The sequence below is a fragment of the Halofilum ochraceum genome (assembly GCF_001614315.2).
GTDB lineage: Bacteria > Pseudomonadota > Gammaproteobacteria > XJ16 > Halofilaceae > Halofilum > Halofilum ochraceum.
Map to the genome: position 1 here is coordinate 453,675 of NZ_LVEG02000001.1, position 14,822 is coordinate 468,496.

At 63.3% G+C, this 14,822-nt stretch carries 11 protein-coding genes and 2 pseudogenes; 7 read left to right on the plus strand and 6 right to left on the minus strand.

The annotated features are described in order from the left end of the window. Positions 1–51: 51 nt before the first annotated feature. Complete coding sequence (locus tag A0W70_RS16915) at positions 52–237, minus strand: hypothetical protein (protein ID WP_070987854.1); 186 nt, start codon at positions 235–237, stop codon at positions 52–54. 191 nt (positions 238–428) lie between these two features. On the opposite strand from A0W70_RS16915, the gene A0W70_RS02090 reads away from it, so the two are divergent. Both A0W70_RS02090 and A0W70_RS02095 read left to right on the plus strand, forming a co-directional pair. Next, positions 429–707, plus strand: a complete 279-nt coding sequence (locus A0W70_RS02090) for a hypothetical protein (RefSeq protein WP_070987856.1) — start codon at positions 429–431, stop codon at positions 705–707. Beyond that, entirely contained in the window at positions 704–1,918 is a 1,215-nt protein-coding gene (locus A0W70_RS02095; protein ID WP_070987858.1) for an AAA family ATPase, read from the plus strand. Before A0W70_RS02090 ends, A0W70_RS02095 begins: the two co-directional genes overlap by 4 nt. A 170-nt stretch (positions 1,919–2,088) precedes the next feature. Here the strand turns inward: A0W70_RS02095 and A0W70_RS02100 are convergent. After that, positions 2,089–3,251 (minus strand): annotated as a pseudogene (locus A0W70_RS02100) (IS256 family transposase). A gap of 1,296 nt (positions 3,252–4,547) precedes the next feature. Between A0W70_RS02100 and A0W70_RS17295 the strand changes: the two are divergent. The 5 genes and pseudogenes from A0W70_RS17295 (at position 4,548) to A0W70_RS02125 (ending at position 11,044) form a co-directional block, all read left to right on the plus strand. Continuing rightward, positions 4,548–5,168 carry a transposase gene (locus A0W70_RS17295; protein ID WP_070987860.1) on the plus strand — a complete coding sequence of 207 codons (621 nt, stop codon included), beginning with the start codon at positions 4,548–4,550 and terminating at the stop codon, positions 5,166–5,168. A 177-nt stretch (positions 5,169–5,345) separates the two neighbouring features. Continuing rightward, positions 5,346–6,425: pseudogene (locus A0W70_RS02110) on the plus strand (IS5 family transposase). 443 nt (positions 6,426–6,868) lie between these two features. After that, positions 6,869–8,617: a diguanylate cyclase gene (locus A0W70_RS02115; protein ID WP_175443039.1), complete on the plus strand. Its 1,749-nt coding sequence runs from the start codon at positions 6,869–6,871 to the stop codon at positions 8,615–8,617. Positions 8,618–9,064: 447 nt separating this feature from the next. Then, complete coding sequence (locus tag A0W70_RS02120) at positions 9,065–10,027, plus strand: tyrosine-type recombinase/integrase (protein WP_070987862.1); 963 nt, start codon at positions 9,065–9,067, stop codon at positions 10,025–10,027. Between the two features lie 363 nt (positions 10,028–10,390). Beyond that, a complete protein-coding gene (locus tag A0W70_RS02125) occupies positions 10,391–11,044 on the plus strand; it encodes a TetR/AcrR family transcriptional regulator (protein ID WP_075109813.1) in 654 nt (217 codons plus the stop codon). A 258-nt stretch (positions 11,045–11,302) separates the two neighbouring features. On the opposite strand, the gene A0W70_RS02130 is transcribed toward A0W70_RS02125, so the two are convergent. From A0W70_RS02130 to A0W70_RS02145, 4 genes are read right to left on the minus strand one after another with little or no spacing between them, the layout of a single operon-like run. Beyond that, a complete protein-coding gene (locus tag A0W70_RS02130) occupies positions 11,303–11,908 on the minus strand; it encodes an ABC-type transport auxiliary lipoprotein family protein (protein WP_070987866.1) in 606 nt (201 codons plus the stop codon). After that, positions 11,905–12,843 (minus strand): MlaD family protein, encoded by a 939-nt coding sequence (locus tag A0W70_RS02135; RefSeq protein ID WP_070987868.1) that lies wholly within the window; start codon positions 12,841–12,843, stop codon positions 11,905–11,907. The genes A0W70_RS02130 and A0W70_RS02135 overlap by 4 nt, the downstream gene beginning before the upstream one ends. Continuing rightward, the gene (locus A0W70_RS02140) at positions 12,843–13,622 is read right to left on the minus strand and encodes an ABC transporter ATP-binding protein (protein ID WP_281182032.1); all 780 of its coding nucleotides are present in this window, start codon (positions 13,620–13,622) and stop codon (positions 12,843–12,845) included. The genes A0W70_RS02135 and A0W70_RS02140 overlap by 1 nt, the downstream gene beginning before the upstream one ends. Then, entirely contained in the window at positions 13,619–14,797 is a 1,179-nt protein-coding gene (locus tag A0W70_RS02145; RefSeq protein WP_245675786.1) for an MlaE family ABC transporter permease, read from the minus strand. The genes A0W70_RS02140 and A0W70_RS02145 overlap by 4 nt, the downstream gene beginning before the upstream one ends. Positions 14,798–14,822: the final 25 nt, after the last annotated feature.

Here is a 14,822-nt window from a genome sequence, read left to right on the forward strand (position 1 = left end):
TCAGCTGCCGGTTCTGCTGTTCAAGCTGGCGGATCCGCTGCTCCTCCGCCGTCAGCGGCTGGCCTTCGCCCGGCCCGCCGCCGCGTTCGGCCTTGAGCTGATCGACCCAGCGGCGTGCGCCGTCTCCCCGAGATTCTGGTCCCGGCAGACATCGGCCACCTTCAGGCCGTCGTCCACCACCATACGGGCAATCCGGTGCTTGTAATCCGCCGTAAAGTGGCGGTGCTTGCGTGTCATGGTCGTTCTCCTCATCCGGGGGAATATCGTCCCACCTAACGAGGTGTCCACGGAAATTAGACCAGCTCAGGTCCCCTTCCAATACGCACCGCCGGACAAAAAATCCGGGGCGTGCCGATTTTTGTCCTGTCGGCCTGTTTGTAGCGTCAGCAAGATACATCCCGAGATCACACGACAGGGGGTGTAAAGCAATGAGTTTCCCGAAAAGTCACAAGATCGGCCCCAACGCCCGGCGCGGACAAGAGCACGGCGAAGTGCTCGATCTCCACGATACCGATTCGTCGCGTGAAGCGATCCTACGCCGGATCGCGGCCGACGGAGATTCCCGGTCGGCTTTCGGCCTGCTGTGTCTCTCCCGCAGCAAACCGAAGCTGATCGATCGGGATATCGAGCACATCGGGCGTCTGACCGACGAGATGGACGAGCTGACACTAGCAATTGACGACGCAACGGCAAGGGAGGCGCGATGATGGAAGAGTTCGTGAATACAGACCGCAGCGAGCGGCGAGCGGGCGCACCGGTATCGAGTCCCGACCGGGGAGCGGCCACTCATCTCTGGAGCTTGCGGGCTGACCTGGCGGATATTCTGGCCCACGAACCGCCGGGCCGTCCGTGGTTCATCGACCAAATCGTAGAGCTGGGCCGTGGTGCCCTGTTGAACGGACTCGGTGGCTCGAGCAAGACCCGCGCTCTCTACCACTTTGGGATTGCTGGTGTCATTGGGCGTCTGCCGTGGAACTGGACCGTCGCGTCCACGGGATCATCGATCCTGGTACTGACCGAGGACACGCGACGCGACCTCCACGAGACACTGTATCCCATGTGTCGCGCACTTGGCGTTACCGAGGCGGAGCTTGAGCAGATCAATCAACACCTCCACGTATTGCCATTGGCGGGCGAGGACTTCCGCCTGCTGGATATGCCGGATGGACGGACCCTGGACCGCACTGGCCGCTACGACCAGTTGCGCGAGATGATCGACGGACTCGGCAATACGGTGTTCGTCGGCCTCGATCCCGCTCTTGCGCTCACCGCGGGCAATGAACTAGACCAGAATCACCAGCGGATGCTGGGAAAGGCCGTAGATGACCTTGCGGTCAATACTGAAGCCACGGTTATGCTGACCAGCCACGCGACGAAGGGAAGTCTCAGCCAAAACGAGTTGTCCAGCCACTCGAGTCGCGGTGGTGGTGCAATTACCGATAAGGTTCGGGCGGAGTACGTTATGCGGACGATGACGGCGAAAGAGGGGAAGGAAGCCGGGATCACGGATCCAGAAGAACGCAAACGACACGTCCAGCTCGTCGGCGTAAAGGGCAATAACCTCCCACCCGAGTCGTATGTTCCGGCGTGGCTCTGCCGCGGTGATGGCGGAGCGCTTCATGCGGCGGACATCACCCAAGACAAGGCCAACGAGGGGCTGTCGTCGCGGAAACAGCAAGCGCTGTCGATTCTCGTGCGGCTGCACCAGGGGGACACCGCGAAATCGCCACGGTTTTCCGAGTGGCAATCGGAATGTTTCAGTCAGGGAGTCATCGCGAGCAACACCGAAGAGGCCAGGAAGAGGGCGATGGGCCGCGTGCGAGAAAGTCTGCAAAATGCAGGTATGATTCAACCGGGCGAGAAATCCGGGGCATGGGTTCCCACCGAGCAGGGGGAAAAGTACGCGAGAGCCACATAACCGCGATACAGCGAACGAATCGGCCGGAAGAGGGCGAAAACATTGATGGACCGGGATGGTGTCAATGTGACGTCCTGGATCGTCACTAGTTCTGTGTAACGGTCTGCCGTTGACGGGTGCTCGGCAAACCGATCGCCGAAGTCGAGCATAAAGCGATTCAGGGCCGGCTTTCAGTTCTGGATCGGCATAATCGATTTGCGCTAAGCGGCTTGCATGGCCAAGTAGACCACTTTCATCGCCGAGTCGTCCGAAGGGAAGACCTTGCGCTGGCGCCTCGCCTTGCGGATCACGCTGTTGAGCGACTCGATGGCGTTGGTGGTGTAGATCACCCGGCGGATTTCCGGCGGATATTCGAACAGCGTGATCAGGTGCGGCCGGTGGGCCGTCCACGAGCGCCCGATCTGCGCGTACTTCGCGCCCCAGCAGTCGATGAACGCCTCGAGTTCACGCGCGGCCGCCGCCTCCCTCGGCGCCTGATAGATCCGCTTGAGATCCCCGCTGACGGCCTTGTAGTCCCGCCAGCAGACGTAGCGCAGGGAGTTGCGCACCATGTGCACCACGCACAGCTGGACGCGGGTGTGGGGATACTCGGCCAAGATGGCCTCCGGGAAGCCCTTCAGACCGTCCACGCAGGCGATCAGGATGTCCTGCAGCCCGCGGTTTTTGAGCTCGGTGAGCACCGACAGCCAGAACGAGGCCCCCTCGCTCTCCGCCAGCCACAGGCCCAGCAGCTGCTTGTGCCCGTCCACGCCGATGCCCAGGGCCACGTACATGGACTTGTTCACCACGCGTTTGTCGTGGCGCACTTTTAGCACGATGCAGTCCAGATACACGATCGGATAGACCGCATCCAGCGGGTGGTTCTGCCATTCGGCGACCGCCTCCAGCACCCGGTCGGTAACCTGCGACACCAGCGTGGCCGAGATCACGGCGTCGTAAATCTCGCGGAAGGCGGCGACGATATCCTGGGTGCTCAGTCTCTTCGCGTACAGTGCCAGGATCTGATCATTCATCGGCCTCAGGCGTGTCTGGCCCTTGCGGATGAACTGTGGCCCGAAGCTGCTGGCTCGGTCGCGTGAGGCCTCGATCGCGACCTCGTCGTGCTGGCCATTGAGCGTCGTGGCGGTCGTGCCGTTACGGCTGTTGCCCGAACCGTTGCCCGCGGAATCATGCTGCGCGTAGCCGAGATGTGCCTCCATCTCCGCCCCAGCGCCGTCTCCACCGTCAGTTTGACCAGCTTCTGCGTCAGATCCCCCAGATCCTTTTCCGTTTTTACCCCCGTGGCCAGCTTTGCCGCAATCGCCTTCAGATCCGATTCTTCTTCTTTGTTCATGGTTCCGCCCATGGCTGCATTCTCCAGTCGAGACCAAGCAGGCCTGAGCGGTTACACGATTTGATTTACAGTCCACGGCGCCAAGCCGTACACCGGTTCGTCCTTTGCCGTGCTCAAGATGCCCTTGAGTGCCGTGGTCCGAATTGGTAACCAGGTGCTTAGTATCGTCCTGCTCTCGCCTTCTGGCGGAAACGCCCCAGTGACACGACGGACAGACGGCACAAAGAAAGACGGACAAGGACACCCCCCTTAAGGGGGTGTCCTTGTCCGTCTTTCTTTTGTCCCTCCCGTTCCTCGTTGCCGTACCCTCAGTGAAGAGCGCGAACGGCTGAAGACTCTTGCGGTAAACGTTCCGAAGGCGGACCTCCGAAAGAAAATCCAGACGATATTAATTAATCCCGTGGAGCGGACCGACCAACGGGAGGGAGCACACGGAGCGAGCGACAGCGAGCGCGACCGCCTTTGCTTTTCGGGGTCAACGAGGACGGGTCACGGGCAACGTCGTCGCGTTTATAGCCCCGAGGGTCCTGCCTGTTTGGCGGTCGGCATACCGCCTGCGCTCGCGCTGATCCCGCACGAGCCTCTGTTCGAATCGGTCTCAGCAAAAGGGGCTGCGCCTCTTTAAAATCCCGCAGGCACAAGTCAAAGGCCGCTTCGCCAGCGGTGCGAACCCGGCCGGCTGGTCGCCGGCCGGGCTTCTCGCGAGCGTGGGGGTCGTCACTCCGGCAACCCGCTCCAGTCGGTACCCACCGCGCGTGCGGTGGCGCGCGCGGCGGGGCCCCGCGACTTCCGGGGTGTGCCTGCGTTCCTCCAAAACCTACCCCGAAGGCCGATACCCACTTCGTGAAGAAGGATTAGGTCGCCCGGGTGCGATCGCGGACCCAGTCGACGAAGGCCGTTTCGGTTCTCCGGCCGGCCTCGAGTGCCGGTAGCTCATGGAGAACACCCGGGCCGCTGGCGTCAAGGGTGATTCCGGGTTGATCGGTTCCTGCTTCCGGGAGTGGGTGTCACATAAGTCACGTAACTAGTTGTAAATAAACTGTTATCATGAAGTTGTTAACCCAAATACCCCCAAATATACCCCTTCTCTTCTCGGTCTCTGTCAGTTCACGTCGCTAGGCGCCGACTGTCGGCAACGGTGGCGCGACCATTCACCAGCGTAGTGACGGATCCTGCCGGTCGGCCCGGGGGCAGTTTACCTGATTCCCCTTTGAGTTCTTGGTCCAATGTGAGTGCTGTCACGGTAATTCCGCGGCCTATCGCGGGGAACTACACTGGGCAAGCCTTCCGGACGAGGTGGACGCCCCGACCGATATGGTGATGGCCAGTGACTGGGTTGGCTTCACCCGCAAAAGCCTCGAGCATACCGGCACCGTGGTCGACTATCTCGCGCGCTACACCCGGCGCATCGCCACCACCAACGCGCGCGTCCTCGCCGTGGATGACGAGCGCGTCACGCTGCGCTGCCGCGATGGCGGCCGCCACAAGGCCCTTGCACTCGACGGTGCGGAGTTCGTCCGCCGCTTCCTACTGCACGTAGCTGCGGAAGGGCTGATGCGCGTGCGCCACTACGGCTTCCTCGCCAACCGTTGCCGCAGCGAGAAGCTCGCGCGCATCCGTGCGGCAATCGCCGCAACGCCACCGTCGGAGCCGCAGCCCGAGGCGCCCGCCATCATCCCGTGCATCTGCCCGCGCTGCCGCCAGCCGACGCTTCAAGTGACCAGCGGCGATCGCCCCGCGTCGCGCAGCGCCCACAACATCCACGGAGGCGCCCTGAAGACCGCACTGAACCGCACCAGCTACCGTCGATCACCGATCCGCCCCACGGGGTGGACGCCCGCCTGTGCCCACGTGCTGGCCTCGGCCCCGCTGGCGCGCTACATTGCACGCACCGGCACACGTCAGGGACGGGAATGATGCTCGAATAACGCCCTGGTCCAACCCCGCGCGCCTATGCGCGGCAACGCCATTCGGCGCCATGCCCGCGCGCCGCGAATACAAACCCCCTTATTAACAGGCTGTTGAAAAACGGTCCCGTCATGGCGCCGTTTGCGGGATAATCGCACCCGGTACCGGTCATCAGGAAGCGAGGCGATGCGCGGAGCGGACATCACCCAGGAGGCCCTTTTCACGACGGTCCATCTCGAAACCTCCGTGCCGGCCGATCACCCACTGCGCCCGATCCGCGCGATGGTGAACGATGCGCTGGGACGCATGTCGTGGCTGTTCAACGCGATGTACGCCGAAGGCGGACGTGAGTCGATCCCGCCGGAGCGCCTGGTCCGCGCGATGCTCCTGCAGGTGCTGTACTCGGTGCGCTCGGAACGCCACCTGATGGAGCATATCAACTACAACCTGCTGTTTCGCGGGTTCGTCGGCCTCGCGATCGATGATCCGGTGTGGGACCACTCGGTGTTCTCTGAAAACCGCGAGCGGCTGATGGAGCACGGGGTGGTCGAGACACTGTTCGACGAGATCCTGGCGCAGGCCGAGCGCGAGCATTTCTCGGTCGACGGCACGCTGGTGCGCGCGTGGGCCTCGCACAAGAGCTTCCGCCCGCGCGACGGCAGTGACGACGGGCCGCCGACGGGCGGCGGGCGTAATGCGGCCGCGGATTTCCGCGGGCAGAAGCGTTGCAACAACACCCATGCCTAGACGACTGATCCCGACGCGCTGCTCTATCGCAAGTCGAAGGGCACGACATCGATGCTGTGTTACCAGGGGCATCTGGTCACCGAGAACCGCAACTGCCTGGTCGTACGCGCGGCGGTCAGCCAGGCCAACGGCACGGGCGAACGCGATACCGCCCTGCGACTGCTGAGTGAACTGCCCGGCGCGCACCGCAAAACCGTGGGCGCCGACCGCAACTACGAAACGCGCGGGTTCGTGCAGGGCGTGCGCGAGCTCGGTATCACGCCGCATGTCGCGTGCAACGACAGCGGCAATCGGAGCAGCCGGATCGATGGTCGCACGACGCGGCACAAGGGGTACGCCATCAGCCAGGACAAGCGCAAACAGATCGAGGAACGCTTCGGCTGGGGCAAGACCGTCGGCGGTCTGGTCCAGATGATGTACCGCGGACCCGGGTGCGTCGGCCAGCACTTCTGCCTGACGATGATCGGATCGAACCTCGTGCGCATGCGCACGCTGGCACTGGCTGCCGGGCCATCGTGATGAGCGTCCGGCAACGCCGTCTTGCCGCAGCCGCGCGAAGAGGCGGTCGTAAACAAGGCGAATCGCGGCATCCGGACTGCGGGAATCGCCACCGGATGGTAAGCAGCCGCCAATCCGGCGAGCACGAAAACGTTCGATCAATACCGTGCCTCTACAGTCAAAACAATACGAGCGGACCGTTCGTTAGGCGATTTTCAACAGCCTGCTAACGATAGCCTGACGATCCGGGCGGGCTAACATTCGAGATCGATATACCGTCCCCGGAATGCCTCGCCTGCCCCAGGAATTCCGCAAGCGTGGAACGGCGCGGATTTTGGAGGAGTTTCTCACAGGCTGCTGTAAGCGCGGCGCTGGTGGAATCATGAAAGCCGGGGCTGTAGTCTGAAACGCGTGCGCGCTGTCGCGCCAGCGTTGCAACTTATGTTGCGCAGGAGTCGATGGAGTTGGCCGGATCAACACAAGACAAACCGCTGAATGAGCGAGGCGACGGCGTTTCTGACAACGACTGGATCGCGGCAGCGGCCCGGTTGCAGCTGGCTGTCTATCTTCGACTCGATGCGACCGGCAGGATTACCGCGGCCGCCGGTGACTCGCTCGATACGCTCGGATACGAACCGCACGAACTGGCCGGGATGGAATTCTCCGGGTTTGCCATGGCCGGCGGCCACGATTCGCTGGTTCAGCGGATCCGGGACATTGCCGGCGGGGAACCGGAATCCGCTGTCGATGCGGGCGACCTGATCGCATGCCCTCCGCAAGCCGGGTGGCGCCTCGGTCCGGATGGTGCAGGCGGGGTGGTGGCGAGTTGCGTACGGAGCCCGTCGCCGACCATCTGGCCGACGGAATCCACTCTGCTGGAACTCGCCGATACCGTCCCGTCGCGAATCGCCTATGTCGATCGCGACCTGCGCTATCGGTTCAATAACCGCGCCTATGAGAAATCCTTCAACGTTCGCCGGGACGATCTCTATGGCAAGCATATATCGGCGATCATTGAGCCCGGCTCGCTGGACGTGCTCCTGCCGTTGTATAGACGTGCTCTGGCTGGTGAGCACGTCACCTACTCGGATCGTATCGACGTGCGCGACGGGCGTTCGCTCGACCTGCGCATCGACTACCTGCCGGATACGGACGGTGAGGGCAACGTTCGAGGATTTTTCGGCGTTATACAGGACGTGTCCGCCTACACCGCCACCATCGATCTGCTCAAGGCGGTCCATGCCATCGTCAATCGGACGGCTTCGCCTACGCGCTCAACGCTTGAGCGATTGTTGCGACTGGGCCTCGACTATCTCCAACTGTCGATCGGGCTTGTCGCGCGTGTCGAGGGGGAACGGTACATCGTTGATGCTGTTGTCAGTGACGTCTCGGGACCTGAGGCGGGCGCATCCTTTCCGGTGGGCAACACCTATTGCGCGATAACGCTCGAGGCAGCGGATGTGGTCGCCACCACGGAGGCCGCCGAGGACGAGCGTATCTCCGGCCACCCGTGCTATTCGGCATTCGGCCTGGAGACCTACATTGGTGTGCCGGTGCACATCAATGGCGAGGCGTGGGGCACGGTGAACTTCAGCGCACCCGAGCGCCGCGACGATACGTTCAGCGAGTTGGACCGCGAACTCGTGCGTCTGATCGGAGATGCGGTCGAACATCTCGTGAGTGAGCGGCTTGAGCGTGAGCGGCACCGCCGCGAACGTCGGCAGTTGAGGCGTCTCGCCTATCGCGACGCGCTGACGGGTCTGGGGAATCGAGAATCGCTGGAGCGCAAGCTGGACGAGCTCTCGGAGACGCGCGAGCCCTATGTCGTAGCGGTGCTGGACATGGACCACTTCAAGGCGATCAATGACCAGTGGGGACATGAAGCCGGTGATGAGGTCCTGCGCACAGTTGGGGATGTCATCGAGGCGTGCTTGCGGCCGGAGGACTTCACGGCGCGCTATGGCGGCGAAGAGTTCGTGATCATCATGGAAGGCCTCGTGTGCGAGGATCGTGAGCGGGTTCTGGAACGGATACGGCTTGCAATTGGTGAACAGGCGATATCCGTGGGGACTCGCGACGAAATTCACGTCAGCGTCAGCGTAGGGATTACGGCTTCGCGTTCCGATGATTCCCCTCGCGATGCGCTTCGGCGAGCGGATCAGGCGCTCTACAGGGCAAAGGCTGCGGGTCGTAATCGTGTCGAATCGGGGTGACCGTTTCCTGAGAGGGTGTTTACATAACCGTCCGGTCGTAAGCCGCTGCATCAGTCGACGCAATTCGCTCAGCCAGACTCAAGCTTCGGAGATACTGGCCAGACGATCATGATGCATCACGACCCGACGCGCGCGCTCGATCCATGCATGTGCAATGAGGTCCATGTGTGTGTAATGGGGTCCATGCGAGAGCACGTAGTGGGGCTACCTTCGGATTCTGCAGGCGGGCGAAAGTGAAAGGCCTGGTCTAGACTCGCTGGTGTGGCGAGGGTGTGGCTCGTGGGGTCCGCCGTCCGCAGGACATCGCTCGACTCTGAAATGCCGCCTCCGCCACTCCTGCATCATCCGGAGCGTCCACAGAGGATGATGCCCGCCGCGAGGTGGTGGCTGCCAGGTAGACGAGACGCCGGATGAACGCCGAGCGTTACGTCGTGCCCGGAGGCCGCCATGGAGAATCCCCTGCTGGTGGCTGTCGATGTCGGCAGCCGGTTCCACGAAGTCGCCGTCGGTGACAGCTTCGGAGGTCTGCTCGACGGCTTCCGCATCGATCACGATGCGGCGGGTCTCGCCACATTCTTTGACCGCATCGAGGACCAGAGCTCGAGCTGCGAGCAGGCTGTTCATGTGGCAATGGAAGGCTACAACGGCTGGGCGCGTCCGCTCGACGCCCAGGTCCTGGAGCGCGGCTGGGCGCTGTACAATGTCAACAACCTCCTAAACCCGCTTTCTCCCAGAGCATCATTACGGTTTTCTGATGTGTTTTCGCCAGTTCCTCGCCGCAACCGGGCGGCGATCACAGAGCCGGATGCGTTCGGGGGGCTTCTGCGTGCGATGGACGGCTATGACGGCGAGCCCTCGACCAATGCGGCGCTACACTTGTTAGCGCTCACGTTTGTGCGCCCTGGCGAGCTGCGTTTTGCAGCGTGGCCGGAGTTCGACCTCAAGGGCGCGATCTGGGGAATTCCCGGGGCGCGTATGGAAATGGGGCGCGAACACATTGTTCCCTTGGCGCCAGAGGCGATCGTGCACCTTCGCCGCCTTCACCCGGTGACGGGTCCTCGGCCGTACGTTTTCGAAGGCAATCGACCCGGGCGACCAATACCCGAAAATACCGCGAAAATGGCCCTCAAGACCATGGGGTATTCCGCTGACCAGGTCACGGCGCACGGTTTCCGCTCGACGGCGTCCACGTTGTTGCATGAGATGGGATGGCCGCCGGAGGTCATAGAACTGCAACTTTCCCACGCGCAGCGCAGCCAAGTCGCGGCAGCGTACAACCGCAGTGCCCGCCTGGAGGAGCACCAGAAAATGACGCTGGCTTGGGCAGAGTCTCTCGACAAACTTCGTGGGGCAGTAAAAACCTCGCTTGACGTCTCAACCGCGGCTCCACCGATACCATGGAGAGCCTGAGAAACTTGGTGGGCGATGCTTGGTTCGAACCAGCGCTCCTACCGGTCCAGATTCATCTAATGGTCTTCCCGGCTGACACAACCCCCAAAACATTCGCTTGCCCCCGCACGCTGGCCAGAGGAGTAATCGGTGCGCTACATTGCGGTTATACGCGCTCCCGAGGGACAGGGATGATGGAGCCAAGCTGGTGAGGAGCCTGCGCGCGGCTCAAGCGTGGACCCGCGCGGTGCGTGTGGTCGGCGAGGCATGCCGGTAATCGTCCCGTTCTTAAGTGACGCCGGTCGCAGGGCAGGGTTGTGGAGGGGAGGACTGTTCCGTCCGAGCGCAATACCTGTTTCGCGCATCGATCGGATGTAATGCCTCATGTCACAGTACCCGAACAGCGCCTACGATCCACACACCGAGCCAACGCACCGTACATCGATTTTACGTGCAGCAACCGACCTCTTCGGTGAATTCGGTTACAACGGAGTGTCCCTCAGAGATATCGCACGACGTACTGACACTAGTAAGACTGCCGTACTGTACCACTTCGGATCAAAACAGGGTCTCTATATCGAAGTCATGCGTGAAGCCTGTGCGTGCCTTGATCGTGTGATCTCGAACGATGACAGCAATGAGCGAAGCCTACACGCACGGGTGGACGCGTTGCTGCGTCAATATTTCCAAATGATGCACAGTAGGCCGAAGTGCGCACGCCTGATTGTGCGCCAGTTGCGCGACCATCGGACCAGTAGCGCACAGGCATTGGTGACGGAAGCCTTTGTCGGGCACTGTACCAGGATCAACTCTTTGTTTGATAAGGCGCGGGAACGAGGCGAGATCGCGGCCGATGTTCCGCCAATGCTTCCGGCGCTCATGCTAGTTGAATTGATTACGATGTCGTTCGAGGCGCGGCACCTTCTACGCCGATTCTCCGGCACTGAGTTCGTCGATGATCCGGACCAATATGCGTCGCTGGTCACGCGGATGCTGTCGAATGGTCTCCGTGGCGGCAGTAGTGGCCTGGACAAATGATTCAGAAAAATGGGGTCGGTTCCTGGTTCGCCGCAGGGGACTGCGGTCAGAACCGCATGTCGCATGCAATCCGACCATCGTTGTGATGACCGGGATTCCGCTCCGGCTTGGCCGGTCAAAAATGGCGGACCGATAGCCAAGGCCCGTGGCGCTCATGTAGGCGCGCGGGCGCGAGTGCTTCGGCGCGATCCAGGTGTCGTATTCAAGGTCACCAGCGCCGACAACGATCGCGAGCATGAGTCGTAGCGCTCGCTGTGCTCAGCGCAGTCGGTGGGTGATCCAGTCGATGACTTGGCGCGCTGTGGTGTCGGCGGCCCGGCCGAAGGCATTGACGACTTGTGGCACCTGCCTGCCCTCAACATTCTCGCGGACGCGGAATTTGCGGGTCGCGGCGATCTCACGGGTACGCTCGTCGATGAGATTGGCGTCGAACTCAATAACGACCCGCGGCTCGCCGTTGCGGTATTCGCTCTGAAACGCGCGTAGCACGCCGTTGAGCTCCCAGGTCGTACGTACGTTTTTATCGTCGCCGCTCAAGCGGCGGATACGGCCGTCGCTGCCGAATGCCTCGCGCAGATGGTCGCGCCACAGGATGGGGGCGGGCGCGGACCAGCGGCTGGCGCTGTAGGCGTTGACGCGATTGCCTTGCCGGAGCACGAGGATGCGCGTGCTGGCGAGTTCGCCGCTGGTGGCCGGGGTCCGGATGCGCAGCGAGGTGTCTATGGCCTGGGACTCCGCGGCGTCGACCGTCGAGGGCGGGAGGCGATAGACGTCTTTCGGCGTCGGTTCCGGCACGATGGTGCAGTTGACCAGACCCGCAGCGAAGGCGAATGCCAGCAGGCTTCGGTACGCGAATCGATTCATGGTTGGAACTCCGGTACGTCGTCGCCGCCGAACAAATACTCGCCGGGATTGTCTTCCAGGCGCCGCGTGATCTCGCGCAGGGATGACAGTACGGCGCGCAATTCCTGCAGGGCCGGGTCGACGCTGCGCAGGCCCTGCATGCCGCTGTCGAGGGCGTCCTCGTTCTCGCGCAGCAGCCGTTCAAGGCGGGTACTGGTGCGTTCCAGCGAACTGACGGCGCGCGTCGCACTGTCGAGCAGCGGTTCGCCGCGCTCGTCGAGCATGGCATTTGCGCGCTCTACCAGCTGGGCGGTCTGGTCTGTGACGCGGCGGGAGTTGGCGGTGGTGGCTTTGAGGTTTTCGACGGCCTGTTCAATCTCGTCACTGCGCTCGGCAACGACCCCGCTGATGTGCTCGACGTTGTCCAGTGTCGCGCTGACCTTGCGGATGTTCTCAATCGACAGCAGTTTGTCGGCCCGGTCGAACAGCGTGAGCAGGTGATCAAACAGTTGCTCACCGCCGCCCGTCAGGCGTGCCAGTGCCGAGGGCTCGGCGTGGATCACCGGCAACTGGTCGCCGCGGGCGGTCAGCAGCGGGCTGTCCGGTGACCCGCCGCTGAGCCGGATCTCGGCGCTGCCGGTGATGCCGGCCATACGCAGCTGAGCGTCCGTGTCTGCCTTGATCGGCGTGCTCGGGCCGACCTCGATATACGCCTGGACCTTGCGTGGGTCTTGCGGATCGAGTCGCAGGCGTGTCACTCGACCGACCGGGATGCCGGTGTAGCGCACGTTGCTGCCGACGGTGAGACCGGTCACAGACTCGTCGAACACGACGATATACCTGTCGGTGACCTCGCCGCCGCTCGGTCGAGCGAGCCAGAGCGTGAACGCCAGGGCCGCGCTGATGCCGAGCACGACGAACAGGCCGATCAGGACGTGATGCGCACGCGGTTCCACTAATGCTCCTCGAGGGTGGCGGTGTTGCGGACCGCGCGGGCGCGCGGTCCGTGGAAGTATTCCTGCACCCATTCATCGTCGGCCTGCGCGACGGTTTCCGGCGTGCCGGTGATCAGCACGCGCTTGTTCGACAGAACGGCAATACGGTCGCAGACGGTGTGAAGGGTATCGAGGTCGTGCGTGACCAAAAACACCGTCAGGCCGAGGGCGTTGCCGAGCGTCAGCAGCAGGCGATCGAACGCGGCGGCGCCGATCGGATCCAGCCCGGCGGTGGGCTCGTCCAGGAACAGCAGTTCGGGGTCGAGGACCAATGCCCGCGCCAGCGCCGCCCGCTTGGCCATGCCGCCCGAGAGTTCCGACGGGTAGAGGTTGCCGGTATCGCGCGCCAGTCCCGCCAGCTCCAGCTTCACTGCCGCGAGCGATTCGGCCTCGCTGTGGTTGAGGCTCGTGTGCTCGCGCAGGGGCAGGGCGATGTTCTCGGTGACGGTCAACGAGGAGAACAGGGCGTTCCGCTGGAACAGGACGCCGAGCCGGCGTTCGAGTTGGGCGCGCTCGTCGTCGGGCAGCTCGAGCGGGTTTTCGTCGAGCAGGCGGATCTCGCCCGCCGCGGGTGGCTGCAGACCCACGATGGAGCGCAGCAGCACCGATTTGCCGCTGCCGGAGCCGCCCACCACGCCGATGATCTCGCCGCGGTGGACGTCGAGATCGAGGTTCTCGTGCACCGATTGCGCTCCGAAACGGTTGCACAGGCCGCGCACGCGAATGGCGACTTCGTTCACCAGCCCATCTCCATGAAGAACATCGCGGCCACCGCATCGAGCAGGATCACCGCGGAGATCGCCTGGACCACGCTCGCCGTGGTGTGCCGGCCCACGGACTCGGCGCTGCCGCTGACCCGCAAGCCCTCCAGGCAACCAATCAGGGCGATTACCACGGCGAATACCGGGGACTTGGCCATGCCCAGGATGAATTCCTGCAACGGCACGCCGCGGATGATGCCCAGGACCTGCGTACTCGGGATGTCCAGGGCCAGGATGGCGACCGCCGCACCGCCAGTCAGACCGGAGAGTACCGCGACGAAGGTGAGCAGTGGCAACGTCAGCACCAGCGCGAGCATGCGCGGCAGCACCAGCATCTCGGTCGGATCCAGGCCCTGCACACGCAGGGCGTCGATCTCCTCATTGACCTTCATCGCGCCGATCTGGGCGGTGAATGCGCTGGCGGTCCGTCCCGCCAGCAGGATGGCGGCCAGCATCACCCCCAGCTCGCGCATGAAGCCGTAGGCGACGAGGTCCATGGTGCGCGCGGCGGCACCGTAGTCGGCGAGGACGGTAGCGCCCAGGAAGGCCACGACGGCACCGACCAGGAAGGTCAGCAGTGCCACGATGGGCACGGCCCGCAAGCCGGTATGGTCGATCTGGTGGAGCAGGGCGTTGAGGCGCCATCGCCACGGGCGAGGCAGGATGGCGATCAGCGTCGCGAGCGCCAGGCCGATGAATCCGAGTAACCGGCGCTGATGGCGTAACAGCGCCAGTGTGGCCGCGCCGAGGCTCGCGAGGGCGTTGCCAAGCGGATTTCCGCGATGCATGGCGTGCGAGGGCCGCGCGGCGGCGGCCGGCGCAATGAGGCGCAGAAATGCCTGGCGCTCGGGCGGCAGCCCCGCTGTTTGGGCCTCGGCGCACAACCGATCGGCGCCCACCAGGCGAGAGAGCAGCGTAGCGCCTGCGGTATCCAGCTCGCCGAGCTGGCGCAGATCGAGTTCCTTCGTGTTCCCTGCGTCGCCGACTGCCCTGATGGCGTCCTGCAGCAACTGGTAATGCGGCAACGTCCAGTCGCCGCGGACAACCAACCGCTCGCCGTCATCGGCCAGGCGCGCGTCGGCGGACGCAGCGTGCTGACTGCCGCGCGCATTCGGACTTCCGCTTCGTCGTGGCACGGGGACGAACGCGGACAAGAGCCAACTGCTCCCTATTCCCATT

What these genes read in the sequence shown, in the direction of transcription:
- A0W70_RS16915 (WP_070987854.1), bottom strand. Translation starts at nt 237, where the DNA reads ATGACACGCAAGCACCGCCACTTTACGGCGGATTACAAGCACCGGATT.
- A0W70_RS02090 (WP_070987856.1), top strand. Translation starts at nt 429, where the DNA reads ATGAGTTTCCCGAAAAGTCACAAGATCGGCCCCAACGCCCGGCGCGGA.
- A0W70_RS02095 (WP_070987858.1), top strand. Translation starts at nt 704, where the DNA reads ATGATGGAAGAGTTCGTGAATACAGACCGCAGCGAGCGGCGAGCGGGC.
- A0W70_RS02120 (WP_070987862.1), top strand. Translation starts at nt 9,065, where the DNA reads ATGGAGAATCCCCTGCTGGTGGCTGTCGATGTCGGCAGCCGGTTCCAC.
- A0W70_RS02125 (WP_075109813.1), top strand. Translation starts at nt 10,391, where the DNA reads ATGTCACAGTACCCGAACAGCGCCTACGATCCACACACCGAGCCAACG.
- A0W70_RS02130 (WP_070987866.1), bottom strand. Translation starts at nt 11,908, where the DNA reads ATGAATCGATTCGCGTACCGAAGCCTGCTGGCATTCGCCTTCGCTGCG.